This is a genomic window from Pseudonocardia sp. WMMC193 (assembly GCF_021728735.1).
Taxonomy (GTDB): domain Bacteria; phylum Actinomycetota; class Actinomycetes; order Mycobacteriales; family Pseudonocardiaceae; genus Pseudonocardia; species Pseudonocardia oroxyli.
On record NZ_JAKKDO010000003.1, the window covers coordinates 5,556,065 to 5,576,194 of the forward strand.

Annotated in this window: 20 protein-coding genes and 1 tRNA gene; 15 read left to right on the plus strand and 6 right to left on the minus strand. The window is 72.0% G+C overall.

The annotated features are described in order from the left end of the window. Positions 1–30: 30 nt before the first annotated feature. The gene (locus L3X23_RS28560; protein WP_237196012.1) at positions 31–1,398 is read right to left on the minus strand and encodes a bifunctional 2-polyprenyl-6-hydroxyphenol methylase/3-demethylubiquinol 3-O-methyltransferase UbiG; all 1,368 of its coding nucleotides are present in this window, start codon (positions 1,396–1,398) and stop codon (positions 31–33) included. 228 nt (positions 1,399–1,626) lie between these two features. Between L3X23_RS28560 and L3X23_RS28565 the strand changes: the two genes are divergently transcribed. Beyond that, positions 1,627–1,803 carry a hypothetical protein gene (locus tag L3X23_RS28565; RefSeq protein WP_237196014.1) on the plus strand — a complete coding sequence of 59 codons (177 nt, stop codon included), beginning with the start codon at positions 1,627–1,629 and terminating at the stop codon, positions 1,801–1,803. Between the two features lie 124 nt (positions 1,804–1,927). Here the strand turns inward: L3X23_RS28565 and L3X23_RS28570 are convergent, their stop codons facing one another. After that, positions 1,928–2,482 (minus strand): L,D-transpeptidase, encoded by a 555-nt coding sequence (locus L3X23_RS28570; RefSeq protein WP_237196016.1) that lies wholly within the window; start codon positions 2,480–2,482, stop codon positions 1,928–1,930. 77 nt (positions 2,483–2,559) lie between these two features. Beyond that, positions 2,560–4,020: a fused MFS/spermidine synthase gene (locus tag L3X23_RS28575; protein WP_237196018.1), complete on the minus strand. Its 1,461-nt coding sequence runs from the start codon at positions 4,018–4,020 to the stop codon at positions 2,560–2,562. 164 nt (positions 4,021–4,184) lie between these two features. Between L3X23_RS28575 and L3X23_RS28580 the strand changes: the two genes are divergently transcribed. The 14 genes from L3X23_RS28580 (at position 4,185) to L3X23_RS28645 (ending at position 16,600) form a co-directional block, all read left to right on the plus strand. Continuing rightward, a complete protein-coding gene (locus L3X23_RS28580) occupies positions 4,185–4,730 on the plus strand; it encodes a hypothetical protein (RefSeq protein WP_237196020.1) in 546 nt (181 codons plus the stop codon). 66 nt (positions 4,731–4,796) lie between these two features. Beyond that, positions 4,797–5,543, plus strand: a complete 747-nt coding sequence (locus L3X23_RS28585) for a hypothetical protein (protein ID WP_237196022.1) — start codon at positions 4,797–4,799, stop codon at positions 5,541–5,543. Then, entirely contained in the window at positions 5,540–6,517 is a 978-nt protein-coding gene (locus L3X23_RS28590) for a hypothetical protein (RefSeq protein ID WP_237196024.1), read from the plus strand. The genes L3X23_RS28585 and L3X23_RS28590 overlap by 4 nt, the downstream gene beginning before the upstream one ends. A gap of 41 nt (positions 6,518–6,558) precedes the next feature. After that, on the plus strand, positions 6,559–8,115 hold the full coding sequence (locus L3X23_RS28595) for a lipid II flippase MurJ (RefSeq protein WP_237196026.1): 1,557 nt from the start codon (positions 6,559–6,561) through the stop codon (positions 8,113–8,115). Positions 8,116–8,338: 223 nt separating this feature from the next. Next, on the plus strand, positions 8,339–9,901 hold the full coding sequence (locus L3X23_RS28600; RefSeq protein WP_237196028.1) for a glycosyltransferase family 39 protein: 1,563 nt from the start codon (positions 8,339–8,341) through the stop codon (positions 9,899–9,901). Positions 9,902–10,020: 119 nt separating this feature from the next. Further along, on the plus strand, positions 10,021–10,554 hold the full coding sequence (locus L3X23_RS28605) for a DUF305 domain-containing protein (protein ID WP_237196030.1): 534 nt from the start codon (positions 10,021–10,023) through the stop codon (positions 10,552–10,554). Continuing rightward, entirely contained in the window at positions 10,551–11,276 is a 726-nt protein-coding gene (locus tag L3X23_RS28610) for a response regulator transcription factor (RefSeq protein WP_308116953.1), read from the plus strand. The genes L3X23_RS28605 and L3X23_RS28610 overlap by 4 nt, the downstream gene beginning before the upstream one ends. Positions 11,277–11,286: 10 nt before the next feature. Continuing rightward, positions 11,287–12,597 carry a HAMP domain-containing sensor histidine kinase gene (locus L3X23_RS28615; RefSeq protein WP_237196032.1) on the plus strand — a complete coding sequence of 437 codons (1,311 nt, stop codon included), beginning with the start codon at positions 11,287–11,289 and terminating at the stop codon, positions 12,595–12,597. A gap of 152 nt (positions 12,598–12,749) precedes the next feature. Then, positions 12,750–14,081: an MFS transporter gene (locus L3X23_RS28620; protein WP_237196034.1), complete on the plus strand. Its 1,332-nt coding sequence runs from the start codon at positions 12,750–12,752 to the stop codon at positions 14,079–14,081. Positions 14,082–14,943: 862 nt separating this feature from the next. Further along, positions 14,944–15,180 carry a hypothetical protein gene (locus L3X23_RS28625; protein WP_237196036.1) on the plus strand — a complete coding sequence of 79 codons (237 nt, stop codon included), beginning with the start codon at positions 14,944–14,946 and terminating at the stop codon, positions 15,178–15,180. Positions 15,181–15,345: 165 nt separating this feature from the next. Continuing rightward, positions 15,346–15,422, plus strand: a tRNA-Ser gene (locus L3X23_RS28630). Between the two features lie 172 nt (positions 15,423–15,594). After that, entirely contained in the window at positions 15,595–15,951 is a 357-nt protein-coding gene (locus tag L3X23_RS28635) for a type II toxin-antitoxin system RelE/ParE family toxin (RefSeq protein ID WP_237196039.1), read from the plus strand. Then, the gene (locus tag L3X23_RS28640; protein ID WP_237196041.1) at positions 15,944–16,249 is read left to right on the plus strand and encodes a helix-turn-helix domain-containing protein; all 306 of its coding nucleotides are present in this window, start codon (positions 15,944–15,946) and stop codon (positions 16,247–16,249) included. Before L3X23_RS28635 ends, L3X23_RS28640 begins: the two co-directional genes overlap by 8 nt. Positions 16,250–16,435: 186 nt before the next feature. Further along, positions 16,436–16,600: a hypothetical protein gene (locus L3X23_RS28645; RefSeq protein WP_237196043.1), complete on the plus strand. Its 165-nt coding sequence runs from the start codon at positions 16,436–16,438 to the stop codon at positions 16,598–16,600. Positions 16,601–16,646: 46 nt separating this feature from the next. Here the strand turns inward: L3X23_RS28645 and L3X23_RS28650 are convergent, their stop codons facing one another. The 3 genes from L3X23_RS28650 to L3X23_RS28660 are packed head-to-tail and all read right to left on the minus strand — an operon-like array spanning position 16,647 to position 20,037. Continuing rightward, on the minus strand, positions 16,647–18,044 hold the full coding sequence (locus L3X23_RS28650) for an amidase (RefSeq protein WP_237196045.1): 1,398 nt from the start codon (positions 18,042–18,044) through the stop codon (positions 16,647–16,649). Beyond that, on the minus strand, positions 18,041–19,387 hold the full coding sequence (locus L3X23_RS28655) for an amidase (RefSeq protein WP_237198146.1): 1,347 nt from the start codon (positions 19,385–19,387) through the stop codon (positions 18,041–18,043). The genes L3X23_RS28650 and L3X23_RS28655 overlap by 4 nt, the downstream gene beginning before the upstream one ends. Next, on the minus strand, positions 19,384–20,037 hold the full coding sequence (locus tag L3X23_RS28660) for a GntR family transcriptional regulator (RefSeq protein WP_237196046.1): 654 nt from the start codon (positions 20,035–20,037) through the stop codon (positions 19,384–19,386). Before L3X23_RS28660 ends, L3X23_RS28655 begins: the two co-directional genes overlap by 4 nt. Positions 20,038–20,130: the final 93 nt, after the last annotated feature.

Below are 20,130 nucleotides of genomic sequence, written 5' to 3' on the forward strand. Positions count from 1 at the left end.
CCGCGGTCCTCGACCGCGCGGCGCCCGCCCTCACCGGCCTGCGGCGCGACCCCGACTCCTCGATACGGCGCATAGCGGCCCGCGGTGCGTCGCGGGGTCGGCGGGACTTCGACGTGCTGCTTCGGGTGCCGGCCCGCTCCAGGTGACCGCTGTCGTCGCGAACGCTGGCCTGATTTCACCGTGGCCGATCCTGCCGATCATCGGCGTGATGGCCGCGCTGTGTCTGCTGATCCTCTGGGCGCAGCTGACCAGCCCCGATAGTCGTCGCCGTCGAGCCTGCGCGAAGGCCGTCTCACCGTCCGGCGACGCGGTAGAAGGCGACGAAGGCGAGCCGGGCGAGGCCGCGACGGAGCCCGCGGACGGCTCGAGCCGGCGGACTGGCGAGGTGCAGCCAAGCCAGGACTCGCCGGAGCCGGGAGGGGTGGGAGGGCGCGGTAGATCCACACCATCCCGTCGATCAGCTCGACGGTGCGGAAGCCGGCCCGCGACCTCCCAGCGCAGGGGGAGGTCGTCGGAGTACAGATGCCAGGCGTTGGTCGGGGCCTCACGCCGGACGACGTAGCCCGTGATGAACAGTCCACCGGTGCGCAGGGTCCTGTGCAGCCCTTCGACCGTGGACCGCAGCTGTTCGGGCGGGACGTGCGCCATGACGTCGAGCGCGGTGACGACCTCGACCCGGTCTACGGGCAGCTCCGCCGGTAGGTGCACGTAGTCGGCGTCGACGCCGCAGCGCTCCAGCCGCCAGCGGGCGAAGTCCAGCAGTGGGCGGGCGACGTCCGCGAGGGTCACCTCGTAGCCGAGCGCCGCGAACAGCTGGCCGGTCACCCCGGTCCCCGAGCCGAAGTCGAGCAGTCGCGTCCCTTCGCGGCGGTCCAACCGGTCCGCGACGACGACGCTCTTCGGGTACCCGGTGCCGCTCGTCTGCAGGTAGCAGTACCACTGCAGGCCGTAGGCCCAGGACTGCGTCGAGTCGTAGAAGTCCGCGATGCCGTCGGGGGTGTCGCGGGGTGCGGCCTCCCACTCGACGAGGCTGTCCGGCTCCCAGCCGAGGCACCGGGCGAGGGCCACCTCGGTGGAGGTCCGATGGCACTCGGCCAGCTCCGCGAGGACGTCCTCGCGGATCGTCGCGCCGCCCGGGCGGCGCCGCATGTCGCGGAAGACGGCCATCGTCGGGCTGTGGACGGCCTGGACATGCGAGGCGGTCCAGCGGGACTCGGTGAGCGGGGGCGCGTCGGGCGCGGCGGGATCGATGTGGCGGCCCTGCCCACCGTCGTCCTCGCGCAGCATCACGAGCGCGACGCAGTAGAGGACCCGCCGCAGGGGCGAGAGTCGGCGCAGGATGGCGGCGGCACGGGTCCGGTGCAGGGGTTCAGTGCTGGTGGGCGTGGAGGTGGTCATGCCTCGTGTCGGTCGTGGTCGGGTACGGTGCGGACACCGGGCCGATCACGTCAAGGACACGCAGAGCTGGGTCAGGAGCCGCTCACACAGAGGCGGTCGGGCAAGGGTCGAGGGCCGGCTGCGAGTGGACGGGGCGACGAGCGGCGGTTCGGCGGGCCGCACGACGGCAGGGGCGAGCAGGGGCGTCGCCCGGCCTGCGGACCGGACGGCACGATCGTGCTTGCCGTCATGGCCCGGCTCGTTCCGATCCGGACCCAGCGCCCCCAGGTTGCGGCGAAGGGCGACTCGGGCGGCGGGGCCGGGGTCGTGGTCCGCGGCGGCCAGCGCCACACCGCTGTTCGACGGTTCGTGTTGAGCGGCGTCGGGATGCGTCTCGTGCAGCAGCAGGTGCGCCAGAATCAATAGGAGTACCGGCGCCGACCAACGGACGAGCCCGCGGAGCGTCCCCATACCGCCGCCCTCCCGTCTGCGCCCTGCCCGGGAATCGCCAGGCTAAGCAGCACCGTTACGGGGCGAGACGGTACGGCACTCAGACCAGGGCGGCGCCCGCCTTGCGGCGTTCCGCGGCCTCGGCCGTGGCGTTCACGACTTGCACCTTGTCGCCCAGCTGCAGGTCGGCGAAGAAGGCCTCCGCCTCGGCCGCGTCGAGCTTCACGCAGCCTGCCGAGGCTCGGGCACGGTCACCGCCGTGGAAGGCGATGCCGCCGTCGGCGAAGAACACCGACCAGGGCATCGGTGCTGGCTGCCCGTTCGGCAGCCGGTAGGTGTTGCTCGCGTAGTCCTTCTCCTTGCGGTAGACGCGGAACGAGTGCCCGACCGGGGTCTCCTGACCGGCACCGCCCGAGGCGATCGGGACCGGGCCCCCCACGACCTGCCCGTCTCGGATCAGCCATGCCTGCTGCGACTCCAGGTCGACGCAGGCCCTCGCCGACGCCGCGCAAGGCGTCCCCGGCGCCGCGGGTTCGGCATGGGCCTGCAGGGCGACGACGGAGGTCCCGGCGTCGGCGATCGCGGGGACGGCCGTGGCCAGGCCTGCGGCGACCACGACGGCCGCGACGACGAGCCGGCGGATAGGACGGGGCACAGCGGTACCTCCTGGGGAGAGATCCACCCTCAGGAATGACACCCTGAGCGTTTGAATGATTGCAGAGAGTGAAATTACTAGCCGAAGCGGGCTCGCGCCGCGAGCTGGTCGGTGGGAGCGAAGTCGTCTGTGAGGATCATGCGGTCGACGAGCCGGGCGTCGAGCTCCGGCCCGGGGAGCACCGAACCGGGCTCGCCGCGCGCGGCGACGGCACGCTCCAGCGCCGCCGTGTCGAGCGGGCGGTGACTCGCCACCACCACCGCGTTCCCGCCCTGCCCGCGGCCGAGCTGGTCCGGTCGGACGAGCACCTGGACCTGCGAGAAGCGTTCGGCGACGGTCGCGGTGACGCTCCACAGCAACGAGTGCGGGTACTGGTCGATGACGTTGAGGACGTAGATCCCGTCGGCGCGCAGGACCCGGTCGACGTCCGTCACGAACTCCCGCGTCGCGAGGTGCCAGGGCACCGACCGTGCGCCGAAGGCGTCGCCGACGACGAGGTCCGCCGAGTCGGCCGGCAGCCCGGCGAGCGTCGTCCGGGCATCACCCACCCGGGTCTCGACGCCGGGGATCTCGGCGGCGCCGAGCTCGCGACCGACGAGGTCGACCACTCCGGCGTCGAGCTCCAGAACCGTCGACCGGCTGTCCGGGCGGGTGGCGGCCAGCCAGCGCGGGAGCGAGTACCCGCCTCCGCCGACGTGCACCGCGCCGAGCGCGGCGCCCGCCGGGAACGCGGCGTCCACCGCGTCGGCGAAGCGGCGGGTGTAGGCGAACTCGAGGTGGGCCGGATCGGCCAGATCGACCGCGGAGTGTCGCAGGTCGTCGAGGACGAGGACCCGGTCGGTCGGACCGGCCCCTGGTTCGACCCGCGCGCAGTAGTAGGTGGTGTCGGCGTCGCACCGTCCCGGCACCGCGGCCGTCAGGCCGGCGAGCACGACGACCGCCGCGCCCGCGCGGAGGACGACCCCACGGGGCCAGGAGGCGGCTAGCCACCACGCGAGCGCGAGGCAGACGCCCGAGCAGATGTAGAGGATCACGCTCACCGGAAGCAGCGCGACCAGCACGAAACCGGCCGCGAACGTGCCGGCCAGCGAGCCGATCGTGCCCGCCGCGGACAACAACCCGATCACCGTGCCCGCCCCGTCCATCCCGTGCAGCATCGCTTTCGTGACGGCCGGGGCCACGAGCGACAGGGCGATGATCGCAGGCATCGTCGACGCTCCCACCAGCACGATCGTCGCCGCCGGCCCCGGTCCGACGACCGGGCCGACCACGCGCACGACCGGTTGCACGGCCAGCACCCCGAGGCCGCCCAGCAGCATCCCGAGCGCTGCGACGGCACGGGGGTCCCGCCAGTCCGACAGCCGACCGCCGAGCGCCGCACCCGCGGCGATGCCCGCCAGCGCCACCCCGATCGCCGCGGTCGTGGACTCCAGCGTCAGCCCGACGTACGGCGCGACCAGCCGAGTCGCGAGAGTCTCGACGACGAGGATCACGGCTCCGCTGCCCAACGCCGCCACACGGGCCAGGGAGGGACGCACGGAGATCCTTTCCTGTATTCCGGGATGTCGATCGGGAGCATAAACGTCGCCCGAAACCGGGTGGATTCTGGTGCCCGACATAACTGAGAATTCGGCAAACAAAGGTTAACTCGCAGCTCAACGGTGCCGCCGACGGAATGGGCGGTAGCGACTATTCTGGGGACGTGCCTCGATCGCTGCCCCACGGACCGGGCGCGGCCGCGCCCGGGATCCGGCGCGGCGCGGTGGCGTTCGGCGCACTGGTGACGGTCGTCGCCGCGATCGGCATGGACCTGCTCGCCGGCGAGCATCCCCTGCACGCGGCGACACTCGGGGTCGTCGCGGCGGCGGTCGCGGCGATCAGGGTCCGCCTGGCCGGTCGACACAGCGGTGTCCTCGCCCTGCTGAGCGGCGCTCTCGTGGCTCAGCCTGCGCTCCACGCGGCCACGGCGCTGCTTCCCGCCGACACCCACGCCGCGGAGACCTCGCTGTCGCTTCTCCACGTCGCGGTCACGGCCGCGATCGTGGCGATGGTGACCGGCGCCCAGGCGCTGTTCCTGGTGCTCGCCTTGCCGTTCGTCTGGATGGTCCTGCTCATGCCGAGTGGGCCGGTCGAGTCGTGCCCACAGCTGCCGCCGACCCCCCACCCCCGTCGGCTCGGAGTGAGCCGGATCCACAGCGCGGCGGTGTTCCGGCGCGGGCCACCGGAGTGGGTGGCCGTCCCGAGCTGACGCACCGCGGTGCAGGTCCGGGCGGCCCTTCGTCGGCCGCTCGACCGCTCGCACCGTGGAGACCTCATGACCCTGTCCGCCGCCCCACCCGACCGCACCGATCCCCACGCCGCCGATCCCCACGCCGCCGATCCCAGGGGCACCGCCGGAGCGATCCTCATCCGCACCGCGACCACCGCCGACCTGGTCACCACCGCCGAGCTGCATGCCGCCCACCTGCCGACCGGGCTGTTCCCCGCCCTCGGGCACCGCTTCCTCGTCCGTTGGCATGCCACGTTCCTCGACAGTCGGCACGCCGTGGCCGTCGTCGCGGTACACCGGTCCGACGACGGCCGGGAGCGCTGCGTCGGGTTCCTCCTCGGCGCCCTCGACCGGACCCGGTTCCAGCGCGAGCTGCTCTCGCTGCACCGGTTCGCGCTCGCTGCCCGAGGCCTGGTCGCTCTGGTGGTCCGCCCGCGCCTGCTGCGGCACTTCGCCCGCACCAGGCTGCGGCCCTACGCGTCGCGTCTGGTCCACCGCGGCGCACCGGCCCCGGAGACCACGGGCCGCCGTGTCGGCGACCTCACGGCCGTGGCCGTCTCCGAGGTGTGTCGCGGCAGCGGGATCGGATCGAGGTTGACGGGTGAGTTCCTGGGCCGGTGCGCACTGGCCGGGACGACGTGGGTCGAGCTCGCGACCCCGCTGGACCCACCCAGCGCACCCGCGTTCTACACCGCGACCGGTTGGATGCCGATGCGCGACACCACAACCCGCGACGGCGTCGCCGTGCAGCACTTCGGCCGGTCCGCGGCCGGCCGCCTGGAGCAGCGGTGAGACGAGGAGGTCTGATCGCCGCCCTGCTGGCGGCAGCCGGGATCGTGGCGGTGGTATCTGCGACCGGCTCGGCCGGGAGTAGGGACGACGTGGCGGCGCCGCCGGTCACGACTGCGACCGCGATATCGTCTCCGCCGATCTTCGTCGTGGGCCCGCGCGAGGTGCGCCCGGAGATCAAGTCGGCCGCGACGCGCTTCGTGGAAAGGGTGGGCACCTACGAGGCGCCGGAGTCGGCGGAGCCCACGGCCCGGCTCGCCGCCGAGGGCTACCCCACCGACCTGGTCGAGGAGGCGCGACCGATCCTCGACCAGGCCGCGGCGTCGGCCACGAGCGAGGTCGTCTACCCACAGTACGGTGGCCTCACCGAGGCGACCGCGAGTGTCCTCGTGCTGGTCCGCCAGCGACTGACCAGGGCGGACACCGAGTTCACCCGCGAGGTCCTCGTCGACCTCCGGCTGCGAGCAGACCCCAGCGGGTGGCAGGTCACCTCGGTGATCGACCCGGCACGGCCCGCGGTGCCACCCGAGCGCCCGGGAGGCCCCACGGCGGTCGGTGCCGCTCTGCTGGCCGACCCTCGGATCCGGGTGCCGGAGCCCACCCGCGCCGACATCACCGAGCGCAGGCTGGACGACCTGATCATGCGCGTGGTCCAGCAGCTGGCGGGACTGTATGAGCTGGAGATCCAGGCCGCGGTCACCGGCCACCCGCGGACGGTATTCCCGACCACGCGACTGTCCAACCACGCGGTGGGCCGTGCCGTCGACGTCCGGGCCATCGACGGGGTACGGGTCGTCGACCTCCCCCGCGACGGCCCCGTCCTGCGCGAGTTCATGGCCGAGGCGGGCCGCGCGGGCGCCACCGAGGTGGGCGGCCCGATCACCGTGGCAGGCACCGGCTTCTTCACCGACGACGTCCATCAGGACCACATCCACCTCGGCATCACCCCGACGAAGCCACCGGCCGCCGCCCGGTGAGAGTACGGGGCCGGACGGCAGGCCTGGCTCTGGCGACGGCGGTGTCGCGGGCGACCGGGTTCGCCCGCACCTCGGTGTGGGCCGCGGCGCTGGGGCTGTTCACCGTCGGCTCCGCGTACACGGTGGCCAACACCCTCCCGACGGTCCTGTTCTCCCTGGTCGCCGGTGGCATGCTCAGCGCCGTCCTGGTCCCCCAGCTCGTCCGCGCCCAGGCTCGCGGCCCGGAGCAGGGCCAGGCCTACGCAGACCGGTTGCTCAGCCTCACCGTCGTCGTGCTGCTGCCCGCCACCGGCGTGGCCGTCCTCGGCTCCGCGGTCCTGGTCCGGGTGTACGCGGGCGACGGCTGGTCAGTCTCCGACCTGGCTCTCGCGACCGCCTTGGCGGTCTGGTGCCTGCCGCAGATCCTGTTCTACGGCGTGTACTCGGTCCTGGGCCAGATCCTGCACGCCCGCGACCGACCGGGCCCGATGCTGTGGGCTCCGGTGGCGAACAACGTCCTCGCCCTCGCCGTCGGCGTCTGGGTGCTGTGGGCGGGCGGGATCGACACCGGCCCGGGGCCCGCGGCGGCCTCGTCGGTGTCCCCGGCCGACGTCGCGGTGATCGGGGGCGGCAGCACGGCCGGAGTCGTCGTGCAGGTCCTCGTGCTGATTCCGGCACTGCGCGCGGCCGGGCTCCGCTACCGGCCACGGCTGGACCTCCGCGGTTCGGGACTCGGCGCCGCCGCGCGGCTGGCCGGGTGGACCCTGCTCTTCGTGGCGGCGAACCAGGTCGCGTTCGCGGTGACCGCGGCGGCCATGGGCACCGCCGGCGCAACCGCCGTGACAGCCGGGGCGGAATGGGCGGCGGGAATGCCGACGTACGTCAACGCCAACATGATCATGCTCGTGCCGCACGCCGTGATCGCGGTGTCGATCTCCACCGCCGCCCTGCCCGGCATGAGCCGCGCCGCCGCCGCGGGCAGACCAGACCTCGTCGGGGCCTCGTTGGTCGGCCAGCTGACCCGCGCCGCACAGCTGCTGGTGCCGTTCGTCGTCCTGCTCCTGGTGGCAGGGCCTGCGCTGGCCCGGCTGCTGTTCCCCGGCAACCCGGCGCCCGATGGCTGGTATCTGGGCGTCGTCGTCGGCGCCTTCAGCCCCGCGGTCCTGCTGTACTCGGCGCAGTTCATCCTCGCTCGCGGCCTGCACGCCCTGGAGGACACCCGCTCGCCGGCGCTCGTCCAGGTGGCCGTCGCGGCAGCGCAGTCCACGACCGCGGTGTCGTCCCTCCTCGTCCTTCCTGCGGAATGGGTCGTCGCGGGCGCCGCAGGCGGCTTCTGCGTCGCCTACGCCATCGGGGCCGGCCTGACGGCCCGCACGGTGAGGCGCCGCACGGGCACCGACGTCCTCCGTGCGGTCGCGCCGTGCCACCTGCGAGACCTGGCCGCCGCCGTCCTCGCCGGAGCTGTGGCGGTCGGGTCGGTCGGCCCGTTGCCCGCCCCCGCAGGGCTCGTCGAGGCCCTCCTGTCCGGCACGACGACCGTCGCCGTCTACGCGGTCGTCCTCGCGTGTGTCCAGCGGCTCGCCACGGTGATCTCCCGCCCGCTGACCCGGGCCGAGTAGCGGTCGCCCGCGCCAGGCGGCGGTCGGCCGATTTAGGGGAATCGGCCGCCCGCCTCAGCGGCCGACCGTATTGGGGGGCGGCACGGCCGCGCTCCCAGAGATACTCGGCAGTGCACGTTCGGAACAGCGATTCGGTCGTTTTCGGGCGGCGATGCGGAAGTTCTTGCCTTGGGCTAACCCTTCTTTCAGCCGTGACACAGCCCGGCCGGGCGAGGCTGCACCGGTGACTGCAGTCGCCCCCACCAAACCCCTCTCCCCGGCGCCCGCCCGGCTGACCGACGACCTGCTCGGCAGGGTCGCCGCGGCACTCGTCGTGGTCGTCGCCGCGCTGTCGGCGGGGCGGGCGTTCGGGCCGCTGACCTACCCCGGGGACATCTGGCGTCAGGCGGACACCGCCGCCATCGCCCGCAACTTCGCCCGCAACGGAATGGATCCGTTCTTCCCACAGATCAACTGGGGTGGGACCGGGCCGGGGTACGTGGAGACCGAGCTGCAGGTGATGCCGTGGCTCACCGCCGCGCTCTACCAGGTCTTCGGTGAGCACGAGTTCCTCGGCCGACTGGTCTCGCTGACGTTTATGCTGGTCGCGAGCGCGGCCTTCTGGGGCCTGGCGAAGAGGGTGCTGCCCGCGCCGGCGGCTCGGTGGGCGCTGATCGCTTTCGCCCTCTCCCCGGTGTTCATGCGGTGGGGCACCGCGTTCATGCCCGAGGCGACGGTGATGGCGTTCGTCGTCCTGGCGCTGTACCTGTTCTGCCGATGGGTGCAGGAGGATCGCTTCCCGCTGCTGCTCGGGGCAGGAGCGGCGGCCTCGGTGGCGGGGATGGTGAAGCCGACTTCGCTGCACATCGGGCTCGTGATGCTCGTGTGGCTGGGCATCGCCGCCCCGCGGCGGCTGCGCCGGGTGTCGCTCTACCTGGTCGGTGTGGCGGCGTTGGTTGCGCCTGCGCTGTGGCTGTGGCACGCCTCCTCGCTCTATCGCGAGTACGGCAATACCTTCGGGGTGATCTCCGGCGGGGACAGCAAGTTCGGAAACCTGGCCCTGTGGACCTCGCCGGAGTTCTATGTCGGGCTCGCCCGAACCGAGATCCTCTTCGTCTACGGCGTCTTCGGCCTACCTCTCGCGCTCCTCGGCGCCTACGCACTGTGGCAGAGCCGCCGGACCGCATCGGCCTTCGCGGTCGTGGTCGCGGGCTTCGTCGGTGCGACGGTGCTGTACTTCGTCGTCGGTCGCTACACCGGCTCCGACCTCGGCACCCAGTACCACGTGTACTCGCTGCCCTACACCGCGCTCGCCACCGGCCTCGGTGTCACAGTGCTCGCCCAGCGCTTCGGCGGCGGCCTCAAGCCCGTCGCCCGGGCCGCCGCGGCCGCCGTACTGGTCTTGTTGCTCGGCGCCCAGTCGGTGTACGTCCTGGCCCGCTCCTTCACCGATCTGAGCGGCACGCTGGGCGTGTGCGCCGAGCGGGTCGCCGCCTTGTCCGCACCCGCGGACCTCGTCATCGTCGGCACCGACAGCACGACCATCGACGACGGCGTCGCCAACAATTACGAGGAGCCGGTGATCCACCACCGCGCCGACCGGCGCGGCTGGATCCTCGCCGCGGACCAGTACTTCACCGCGGGCCTGCTCGAGGGCTACCACGACGAGGGCGGACGCTGGTTCGTCAACCCCGACCCCGCCCTGCTCACCCCAGCGGTCACCGACTGGCTCGCTGTCAACGGGCGCCCGGCCGCGACCGCGTCCGTGGACGGGTGCGACATCTGGGTCCTTCCGGACGGCGAGTGACCATGACACTCGTCGACGACAGTCCCCCCGTGGCACCGGCCGAAACGTCTCCCAGGCATCGGCGGACGTGGCTCGGACTCGTCCTGGTCGCTGCCACGCTGGTCGGAGTGGTGGTCGGCATGCTGCTGCCGGACCCGGTAAGCGGGCCGGGATCGGTGGAGGTTGGCTTCGCCAAGGACATGACGGTCCACCACGAACAGGCGGTACGGATGGCGGGTGCCGTCGTCATGTCGACGACGGACCCGGAGATCCGGGCCCTGTCCTACGACATCTTCAGCACCCAGACAGCCCAGATCGGGCAGATGCAGGGCTGGCTCGCCCCGTGGGGTCGGGGCGCGCAGTCCATCGACGGGCGCTACATGGCCTGGATGGAGTCGCACGGCGGGATGGGGACGGAGACAATGCCGGGCATGGCCGATCCCGCGGAGCTGGCCGCCCTGCGCAACCTCCCGCCCGGGACCGCGCAGGACGCGCTGTTCCTGCAGCTGATGCTGCGCCACCACCAGGGCGCGCTCGGCATGCTGGAGCACACCGCGCGCGAGGCCGACGACCCGGTCGTCGCCAACCCCGCCGCGCTGATGCTCAGCGGCCAGCAGCACGAGATGATGGTGACGACGGCGATGATGGCCGCCCGCGGGGTCCAGCCGCTGTGAGCCGCCTCCCCGGTGCCGCGGTCCTGCTGGTCGAGGACGACCGCGCGATAGCCGACCTGCTCGTCGAGGGCATGCACAAGCACGGCTTCGAGGTCACCTGGGCGGCCTCCGCGGCGCGAGCGATCGACATCGGGTCCCGGCTCGGCGTCGGCGTGCCACCCGAGCTCGTCCTGCTCGACCTGGGCCTGCCCGACGGCGACGGCGTCGACGTGTGCCGAGAGCTGCGCAGACTGCTACCCGGTGCCGTCATCGTCATGCTCACCGCTCGCGGAGCCGAGATGGACATCGTCGTCGGCCTCGACGCGGGCGCGGACGACTACCTGGTCAAGCCGGTCCGCCTGACCGAGCTGGTCGCCCGCATCCGCGCGCACCTGCGCCGAAACGCAGGTGCGGCGCAGGACGCGGACATCCTCCGGCTGGCGGACCTGACCGTCGACCTCGCCCGCCGCCGGGTGCTCGTCGGCCACGACGAGATCACGCTGCGCACGAAGGAGTTCGACCTGCTCGCCCGGCTCGTCCGTGAGCCCGGGGTGGCCGTCGAGCGCCGCACCCTCATGAGCGACGTCTGGGACACGAACTGGTTCGGCCCCACCAAGACCCTCGACGTCCACGTCGCGAAGGTCCGCCGCGCACTCGCCGACGCCGTGGACCGGTCGGGCGGGGTGGCGAAGGTGCCACACATCCGTACGCTACGCGGACACGGCTACCGCCTGGAGCCGTGAGGAGGGCAGCATGCGGACCCGCATCGTGTCGCTCGCGCTGATCGCCGCGATCGTGGCGGTCGCCCTGTTCGGAGTGCCACTGGCCGTAGGGCTCGCCCGCTACGCCCTCGACGACGAGGCCGCGACACTCCAGCGCCTCGCCGACATCACCGCCTCCTCCGTCCTCAACGCCCTCGCCCACGACGAGGCGGTCACCGAGCTCCCCGACCCGCACGACGGCACGCTGCTCGCCCTCTACGACGACGACGGGGTCCGGCTCCTCGGATCGGGACCCGGCACTGCAGACCGGCAGGTGGACGCGGTGCTGAACGGCGTCGGCCCGCAGATCGTGCAGGGCGAGCAGGTGATCGTGACAGTGCCGGTCACCGGAGAGCACGAGATCATCGGTGCGGTCCGGGCGGCCCGCCCGAGCAGCACCGTCTACACGAGTCTCGTTCCACTGTGGCTCGGCATGGCCGGCCTGGCCGCACTCGTCGTCGGGGCGGTGTCGTTGATCGCCCGACGCCAGGCCACCCGACTCGCTCAACCCCTCGAAGACCTCGCCGGCCTGGCGAGCCGCCTCGGGGACGGCGACTTCAGCGTCCGCGCACGTCCCGCGGGGGTCCCCGAGGTCGACGCCGTCGGGACCGCGTTCACCACCACAGCGGGCCGCCTCGACGAGCTCCTGGCCCGCGAACGCGCCTTCGCCGCCGAGGCCTCCCACCAGCTCCGCACCCCACTCGCCGCCCTGCGGCTCCGCTTGGAGACCGCCGCGGCACAGCCCGCTCGCGACCTCGGTCCCGCCGTCGTCGGCGCCCTCGCCGACGCCGACCGGCTCGATGCCATCGTCGAGGACCTCCTCGCCCTCGCCCAGGACCGCCACGTCGACCGCGTCACAGCTCTCAACGCCGCCGAGGTCCTCGCGGAGGTCGCCCGCCCGCACAGCGCACTGCTCGCCGCCGCCGGTCGGGAGCTCCATATCGAGGTCGAGCCGGGCCTCCCGGTCGTGCTCGCCTCCCGCTCCGCGCTGGGGCAGGTTCTCGCCGTCCTCCTCGACAACGCCGCACTGCACGGGGCGGGCAGAGTCACGCTCACCGCCCGGGACGCGGGCGACGCCATCGCCGTCGACGTGGCCGATGAGGGCTCGGGCCCACCGACGGGGACCGACCCGTTCGACCGGACCACCGCGCACGGCCACGGCATCGGGCTCGCCCTCGCCCGCCGTCTCGCCGAGGACCAGGCGGGGCGCCTCCTGCTCAGCCGGAAGACCCCACCGGTGTTCACTGTGTACCTCCGCGCCTCACTCCCCTCCGAGAACCCGGTCGACTCCGCGCCCGTATGAATTGCGCGCCACGGCTACGCGACTGCCCTCATTCATCATCAGCCACAATTTACTTGTTGCACTGAGGCGGCATCAGCGCGATTGTCGCAATCGATTTTCTCGTTTATCGTGAGATCCCCCCCTTGCAATCATCCCGAAAGGCGATGCGCTCGATGCGTGCCCTGCTGGCCAACCGGGTCTACCGGCGTCTGTTCGCCGCCCAGGTAATCGCCCTCGTCGGGACCGGACTGGCGACCGTCGCCCTGGGTCTACTGGCCTACGACCTCGCCGGGGAACGCGCCGGGGAGGTCCTCGGCACCGCTCTGGCCATCAAGATGGTCGCCTATGTATGTGTCTCGCCGCTCGTCGGCGCGATCGCCGACCGGGTCCCCCGCCGTTTCCTGATGGTCGGTGCGGACCTGATCCGTGTGGTCGTGGTCGCCCTACTGCCCCTGGTCGGCTCGGTGTGGCAGGTCTACCTGCTGATCGCGGTGCTGCAGGCGGCGTCCGCGGCCTTCACCCCGGTGTTCCAGTCGACTCTGCCCGACGTACTCCCCGACGAACGGGACTTCACCGCAGCGTTGTCCGCCTCGCAGGTGGCGGTCTCCCTGGAGAACATCCTCAGCCCGCTGCTCGCCGCCGCCCTGCTGTTCGTCATCGACTTCTCGACGCTGTTCGTCGGCACCGCGTTCGGGTTCGTCGCCTCCGCGGTGCTCGTCCACGGGGCCTCCGTACCCGCCGCCACGCGCAGCGCCCGGGACCGCTTCGTCGACCGGCTCTCGTCCGGAGTGAAGATCATGGCGCGCACGCCTCGGCTACGCACTGTGCTGGCTCTGAACATGGTCATCGCGGGAACCGGAGCGGTCACCCTGGTCAGCACCGTTAACGTCGTCCGCGTCCTGTTGGGCGGCGGCGAGAACCAGGTCCCACTGCTCCTCGCGGCGTCCGGCACGGGTACCGCACTCGCCGCCCTCGGTGCACCGATCCTGCTGCGCCACTGGACGGAGCGGCGGGTGATGCTGTCGGGCGCCGTCCTCGCCGTCCTCGCCGTTTCAGGTGCGGTGGTGTTGTCGCTGGCGCCCAGCTGGGCTCTCGCCGCCGCCGTGTGGGTCACGATTGGCGCCGGCACGGGCACCATCCTGGTGCCGATCGGCCGGGTCATCCGCGCCTCGTCCACCCCTCAGGATCGGCCCGCGCTCTTCGCCGCCCAGTTCTCCCTCTCCCACGGCTGCTGGCTGATCACCTACCCGCTCACCGGATGGGTGGGCACGCTTGCCGGGTTCACCGTCGCCTGGTCGGCATCGGCCGTGATCGTGGTCACCGCAGCGGTGTCGGCCAGGCTGCTGTGCGCGAGCGGCACCACCACTGTCGTCCGACACTCCCACGACGATTCCGCGGGACACGACCACCTCGCGGGCGCCGAGTCGTCGGAGGGCACCTGGGTGCACACCCACCACGTCGTGATCGACGACAACCACCGACGCTGGCCCTCTGCCGTGGGTTGATATAAGAGCGCGATTCTGCCTCCAGATTGCCGTCTTCACAATCATGTCGCCGAATCCGACCGAATGCTGGACTTGATACGTCCCATACAGCCGTCGCGAGTTCAGCGGGCCCCACGATGTCGTCTGATCATAAGGGTGGCGGTCATCTCGCCGGACCGTGACACTTCGGCGACCGGCTGTCACCCAGGAGCGGTACGACGGATCCGCCGTTCGTACCCTCCGCAGTTGATCACAGCCAACGCACTCAAGGAAGCCGGAGACCACTTCTCCCGGCTCGAACTCGCCCAGCGGGACTCACCCCTTGACCTCCTCAACGCCCGGCGCCGCTGAAGAGCGACTCCACCGAGGCTCGACCCGTCGAGTTCGTCGCCCAACTGAACGTCGTGATCCCGCCCTACTCCGGGCTGTGCCAGATCGGGGACCGATACCTCCAGGCCAGTCGAGACGCCCGCCCCTGGCCATGTACGACGAAGTCGTCGAGGCCGTGCAAGGGGCTAAGCAGCTGTTAGCCACGATCGTTCGGATGCCCCGCCAGGCAGCAACGCGGCGCGCAGCGGAACCTCGACCGCAACACCGCCCCGCGACCCCGGTCATCGCTGGCTGGATCACGCTCGGAGGGGCCGCCTGATCGCAGTCGGACTGACCCTCGGCGTCGTTGAGTCCGGCGGCTCCAATTCACACGACTACGCGAGGCGACCCGTGTCCACTCACTCATCCGAGCGATCCGGGCCGCGGTGTGGCCGAAGGACGTCACCGTGAACGACCCGATCAGGGAGCTGCGTTTGCTGCCGGTACTGCGACGGGGACCGTCACGTACGTCGGAAGCATCACGCATTCGGGCGAGTCTGAGACTGACCGTGAGATGGAGGTGCTCGGCGAGCAGCAGAGAACGACCTGGGGCCAGCTCGAGAACATGCAATCCTTCGTGACCGAGCTGGCAGACCAGATCCGAGCAGCGGACGCCGCGGTGTCCGGGCAGGCCGACGCATCGACGGCGGTCTCCGCCAGGCGGCAGCTCTGGAGCTTCGAGTTCGTCGCCGTCGGCACCTTCACGACGCTCTTCCCGGCCATCGCCGGCATCTGGTGGTCCCCTGCGTGATCCCGCGCGCTGAACCTGTCTGGCGTGCTGATCGGCCCGAGTCCGCGGGATCCCTCCCGAGCACGCGGCCGGCCCTGCGAGGCCCCCGTGGGATCAAACGTGGTGCGAACGAGGGCCGCGATGTGCACCACGGGCACGAAATCCGGCCGCTTGGGCAGGGTTCTCGCAGGTAGACATCCTAGTGGGCATCTATAGGTCGCCTTGTAAGCGGTAGGTCGTCGGTTCGATCCCGACCTCCGGCTCCCTCCGACCTGCGCAGATGGAGATCTGCTCACACTGTGGATGTCGCGTGGCACGAGTCGTGGCACGGGATGGTGCTGTCGGTTGGTCGTCTTGCGCTGGAGTACGTGGCTAGTGCGCGCCCACGCCCCATATAGCCCTGGACTTGTACAGTCCCTGGGCTATATTCTTGGGATGTCCTGGGAGGTCGTGCTGCTCGACGAGGTCGAGGCGTGGCTGCTGGACGACCTGGACGACGTTACGTACGACCTGGTCGCGGCCGCGATCGACAAGCTGGAGCATGACGGCCCGACGCTGGGTCGCCCCTTGGTCGACAAGATCAAGGGATCGAGGTTGCACAACCTGAAGGAGCTTCGACCGGGCTCGGCAGGCACGACGGAGGTGCGGATCTTGTTCATCTTCGACCCGCGTCGCAACGCGGTCTTGCTGGTGGCTGGGGACAAGTCCGGGCGCTGGAATGACTGGTATCGAGAAGCAGTTCCGCTGGCCGAGAAGCGGTACGCGCAGTGGATGGAGGAGCCTGATGGCTAGTACGTGGCGTGAGGCTCGCAGTAGGCGACGCCCGAATGAGGAGGCTGTCGCTCTCCATCGTGCGCATCTCGACGAAGTTGTTCGCGCTCACCAGCTCAAGGAGATCCGTACCGAGCAGGGCGTCACCCAGCGCGAGCTCGCCGAGCGGATGAATGTCACCCAGCCTTCGGTCTCCGCCATGGAACGCGGTGAGCTCAGCCGTGCTGGGCTGGGAACCATCCGAGCCTATGTCGAGGCTCTTGGTGGCACCGTTGATGTTGTGGCGAACTTCGGGGATCAGCGCGTCATAATCGGCTAGTACTGCTACGTGTGGGGAGCCGGTTCCGGGACCGCGGAACTGATCCGATGTCCGCCGCAGGAGCCCTGGGGGCGCTGGCGCGATGAGCCTCGTCGGCTGTTCTCCTCCACGGCGCTGCCACCGAAATCCGCGCGCGTCGGTGAAGCGAACCGTCATAGTCCAGGAGCGGATGGGCGGGACCGGGCGGTGCTCGAGGTTGCTCCGTGGAGCGGTGAGCCCATCAACGCCGGCTACCCGGACGCGCCGGTCCGAACGGTGCTCTTCGGGACGCACGGCGAGGGCATGGTCGTCTACCTGATCCTCGAGGATCGCCGCCAGGTCGACCTGCTCAAGATCCTCTGGTTGAGCTGAGCAATGGTCGGTTCCTCGGCTCGCCCTTCTCCGCGCTGAGCGTGGTTCAGGCCACTCGGCGTGGCCCCGACGTGATCCACGTCGTCTGCTCGATCAGCCGCGACACGGCGAGGACCTGGTGGTCGCCCAGGTGGGGGCCGATGATCTGGAGGCCGACGGGGAGCCCGGACGGGGTGAGGCCGACGGGTGCCGATGCCGCGGGGCGGCCGGTGAGGTTGGCGATCGCGGAGAAGGGGGTCCACTCGTCCGGCGCGGCGGGGAGGCCGGCGAGGGTGGCGGGCCCGGGGAGGGCGCGGTCGTACGCGGTGGTGGAGACCGTCGGGGTGAGAAGGATGTCGATCTCGTCCGTCAGCCGCGCCATCCGGTTCGCCGCCGCCTTGCGTTCGCGGACCGCGTCGGTGAACTGCTCGGCGGTCCAGGACCGGTCGAGGACGGCCCGGACCGGAGCCGACAGCGGGACGCGCGCGGCGAGCTCGCGCAGACCGACCAGGTCGGTCTCGGCGGCGACGAGCGCGTCGAAGGTCTCGCGCAGGTCGGGCCAGTCGAGGTCGAGCCGGCGGACCGGCACGTCGAGGGCCGCGATCGCCCGCTCCACCACCGCGCGCACGTCGGGGTCGACGCGGGCGTGTCCGAGGTCGGGGCTGTAGCCGACGCGCAGCCCGGCGGGGAGGGTGAGGTCGTGCCAGTCCACGTCGTCGCAGGGGATCGAATGCCGGTCCCGCGGGTCGGGGCCTGCGATCACGGAGAGGACCAGCGCGGCGTCCGCGACCGTGCGGGTCAGCGGGCCGATGTGCTCCAGGGACTCCCAGCTCGACATCCCCGGGGACCGCTCGTCCCGGCAACCCGGCCACAGCGGGACCCGGCCCATGGCGGGCTTGATCCCGTAGACCCCGCACAGTGCCGCCGGGACGCGGATGGAGCCGCCGCCGTCGCTGCCCAGCGCGACCGGGACCATCCCCGTCGCGACCGCCACGGCCGATCCGGCGCTGGACCCGCCGGGGGTGAGCCGGGTGTCCCAGGGGTTCAGGGTGGGCGGGAAGACCGGGTTCTCGCCCCGCGGGCCGTAGCCGAACTCGGAGGCGTTCGTCTTCCCGACGATCAGTGCCCCGGCGGCCCGCAGCCGCGCGACGCAGACGTCGTCGACCTCGGGGACGAGGTCACGGTAGGCGAGGGAGCCGGAGGTGGTCCGCAGGTCGCGGGTCGGGATGAGGTCCTTGACCGCGACCGGCACCCCGGCCAGCGGGCCGACCGGACGCCCCGCCTTGACGTCCGCGTCGATCTCGGCGGCGCGGGCCCGGGCCTGGTCGAAGGCGGTGGTGCAGAAGGCGTGCAGGGTGTCGTCGAGCGCCTCGACGCGCTCCCGACACCCGGCGAGCACCTCGCTCGCGGTGACCGCACCCGACCGGACGGCCCGGGCGATGTCGACGGCGGTCTCCGGGGTCACCCGCGCTCCAGCTCGGCGGCGACCGCCAGGGCCAGGTGGTCGCGACCGGGCGCGGCGACGACCTGCACGGAGATGGGGAGCCCCTCGGTCGAGGTCGCGACGGGGACCGCGACCGCGGGCGCGCCGAGCAGGGTCACGGCGCGGCAGTGGGCCATCAGTTCCCACCCGCCGACGGTCGCACCGTCGACCTCGACGGTGCCGTCGGGCAGGCAGGCTGGACCGCCCGCGACGGGGAGCAGGACGACGTCGAACCGGTCGAAGATCTCGAGCGCGGTGTCCTGGGCGGCGAGGGCGGTGCGCCAGGCCTCCGCGAGCCGGTCCGGTCCCGCGCCGAGCGAGTCCTCGAAGGTCTGCAGGCAGGCGGCCGAGACCAGCTCCTCCCGACCGCGCACCGACCGGAGGTGGTCGTGCATGGGGTCGATCGCGCGGAGGTCGTTGTAGGGCTGCAGGCAGCCTGCGAAGGCGTCGGGGACCTCGCGGGCGGGGCCGAGCGACTCGGCCGCGGTGCGGACCGCCTCGGCGATCTCGGCCCGCACGGGCCCGAGTCGTGCCCCGTCCGACCAGCCGATCCGCACCGGTCCGACCTCGGGCCGGGGTCCGGGGGCGAGCACGTCGAGCGCCAGGGCGAGGTCGGCGACGGTGCGGGCCAGCGGGCCGACGACCTGGAAGCGGCCCTGCATCGACGTGGGCGACGGCCAGGCCCGGTCGGTCGCGCCCACGGACCCCGCGAGCCCGGGGACCTGTCCGGCCGCGGCGACGCGGCCGACCGACGGTCGCAGCGCGACGAGTCCCGTGCACTGTGCGGGCCAGCGCAGGGAGCCGCCGAAGTCGGTGCCGATCCCGAGCGACGAGACGCCGGCGGCGAGGGCCGCGGCCTCTCCGCCGCTGGACCCGCCGGGGGAGCGCTCGGGGAACCGCGGGTTCGCGGTGGCGCCGAACAGGTCGTTGGCGCAGGTGCTCCCGAAGGCGAACTCGGGGCAGTTGGTCTTGCCGACGAGGACCGCGTCCGCGGCCAGCAGCCGGGCCACCGCGGGTGCGGTGGTCCCGGCGACGTTCCCCGCGAGGGCGCGGCTGCCCGCGGTCAGCGGCAGACCCGCGACCGCCACGACGTCCTTCACCGTGAGTGGGACGCCGGCCAACGGGCCCAGCGGCTCTCCGCGGGACCGGCGGATGTCGATGCTCGCGGCCGCGGCGGCCGCTCGATGCCAGTCCTCGGCGACCAGGGCGTTCAGGTGGGGGTGGGCGTCGGCACGGGCGCGGTGCTCGTCCAGGACCTCTCGGGCCGACCGGGTGCCGCCGCCGACGGCCGCCGCGACGGCGCTCGCGGAGGGCGGGGTGCTCAGGGCCCCTCCCCGTCGGGCGGGAGGTAGGTGCGTTCGCCGTGCGCCTTCACCGCGGCGTCGATCCGAGCCCGGTCTCCGGAGCGCAGCGCCTCGACCAGCACGTCGTGTCGACGACATCCGGCCGCCAGGTCGCCGACGGTCTGGGCCTCGGTCCGCAGGTTCCGGGACATGCACAGCTGCATCTGGTCCATCAGGGACCGGTAGCTGCGCAGCAGTCTGCGGTGCCCGGCGAGCGCGACGAGCTCCTCGTGGAAGGCCCGGTTGGCGATCACCACCCCGGCCTCGTCCCCCTCGTCGGCGGCCAACCACATCGCCTTGACCGTGTCCTCCAGGTCCGAGAGCGAGAGATCGGGCAGCTGCGGGACGAGCAGGTCCAGCGCCATCCGTTCGAGTGCGGCCCGGAACGAGTAGATCTCGTCGACGTCCACATCGGACAGCTCGACGACGTGGTAGCCGCGGCGGGGGGTCTGGGTCAGGATGTCCTGCGCCGCGAGCGCACGCAGCGCCTCTCGCAGCGGGGGGCGACTGATGCCCAGCTGCTCGGCCAGGCGCGGCTCGAAGATGCGCTCGCCGGGGGAGAGGGCCCCCGCGACGATGAGCTTCTTGATCTCCGCGCTCGCCATCTCGACGAGACTCGGCTGCTCGATCACGCCAGAAGACTACTGTCTACATCTTTCACCGCGCCAGCCGACGGCGCTGTAATGGCATACCACAAACGTCCGCTTCCTCCCGGAGACAGGGTG

What these genes read in the sequence shown, in the direction of transcription:
- L3X23_RS28560 (WP_237196012.1), bottom strand. Translation starts at nt 1,398, where the DNA reads ATGACCACCTCCACGCCCACCAGCACTGAACCCCTGCACCGGACCCGT.
- L3X23_RS28565 (WP_237196014.1), top strand. Translation starts at nt 1,627, where the DNA reads ATGGCCCGGCTCGTTCCGATCCGGACCCAGCGCCCCCAGGTTGCGGCG.
- L3X23_RS28585 (WP_237196022.1), top strand. Translation starts at nt 4,797, where the DNA reads ATGACCCTGTCCGCCGCCCCACCCGACCGCACCGATCCCCACGCCGCC.
- L3X23_RS28605 (WP_237196030.1), top strand. Translation starts at nt 10,021, where the DNA reads ATGCTGCTGCCGGACCCGGTAAGCGGGCCGGGATCGGTGGAGGTTGGC.
- L3X23_RS28615 (WP_237196032.1), top strand. Translation starts at nt 11,287, where the DNA reads ATGCGGACCCGCATCGTGTCGCTCGCGCTGATCGCCGCGATCGTGGCG.
- L3X23_RS28620 (WP_237196034.1), top strand. Translation starts at nt 12,750, where the DNA reads ATGCGTGCCCTGCTGGCCAACCGGGTCTACCGGCGTCTGTTCGCCGCC.
- L3X23_RS28625 (WP_237196036.1), top strand. Translation starts at nt 14,944, where the DNA reads ATGGAGGTGCTCGGCGAGCAGCAGAGAACGACCTGGGGCCAGCTCGAG.
- L3X23_RS28635 (WP_237196039.1), top strand. Translation starts at nt 15,595, where the DNA reads ATGTCCTGGGAGGTCGTGCTGCTCGACGAGGTCGAGGCGTGGCTGCTG.
- L3X23_RS28640 (WP_237196041.1), top strand. Translation starts at nt 15,944, where the DNA reads ATGGCTAGTACGTGGCGTGAGGCTCGCAGTAGGCGACGCCCGAATGAG.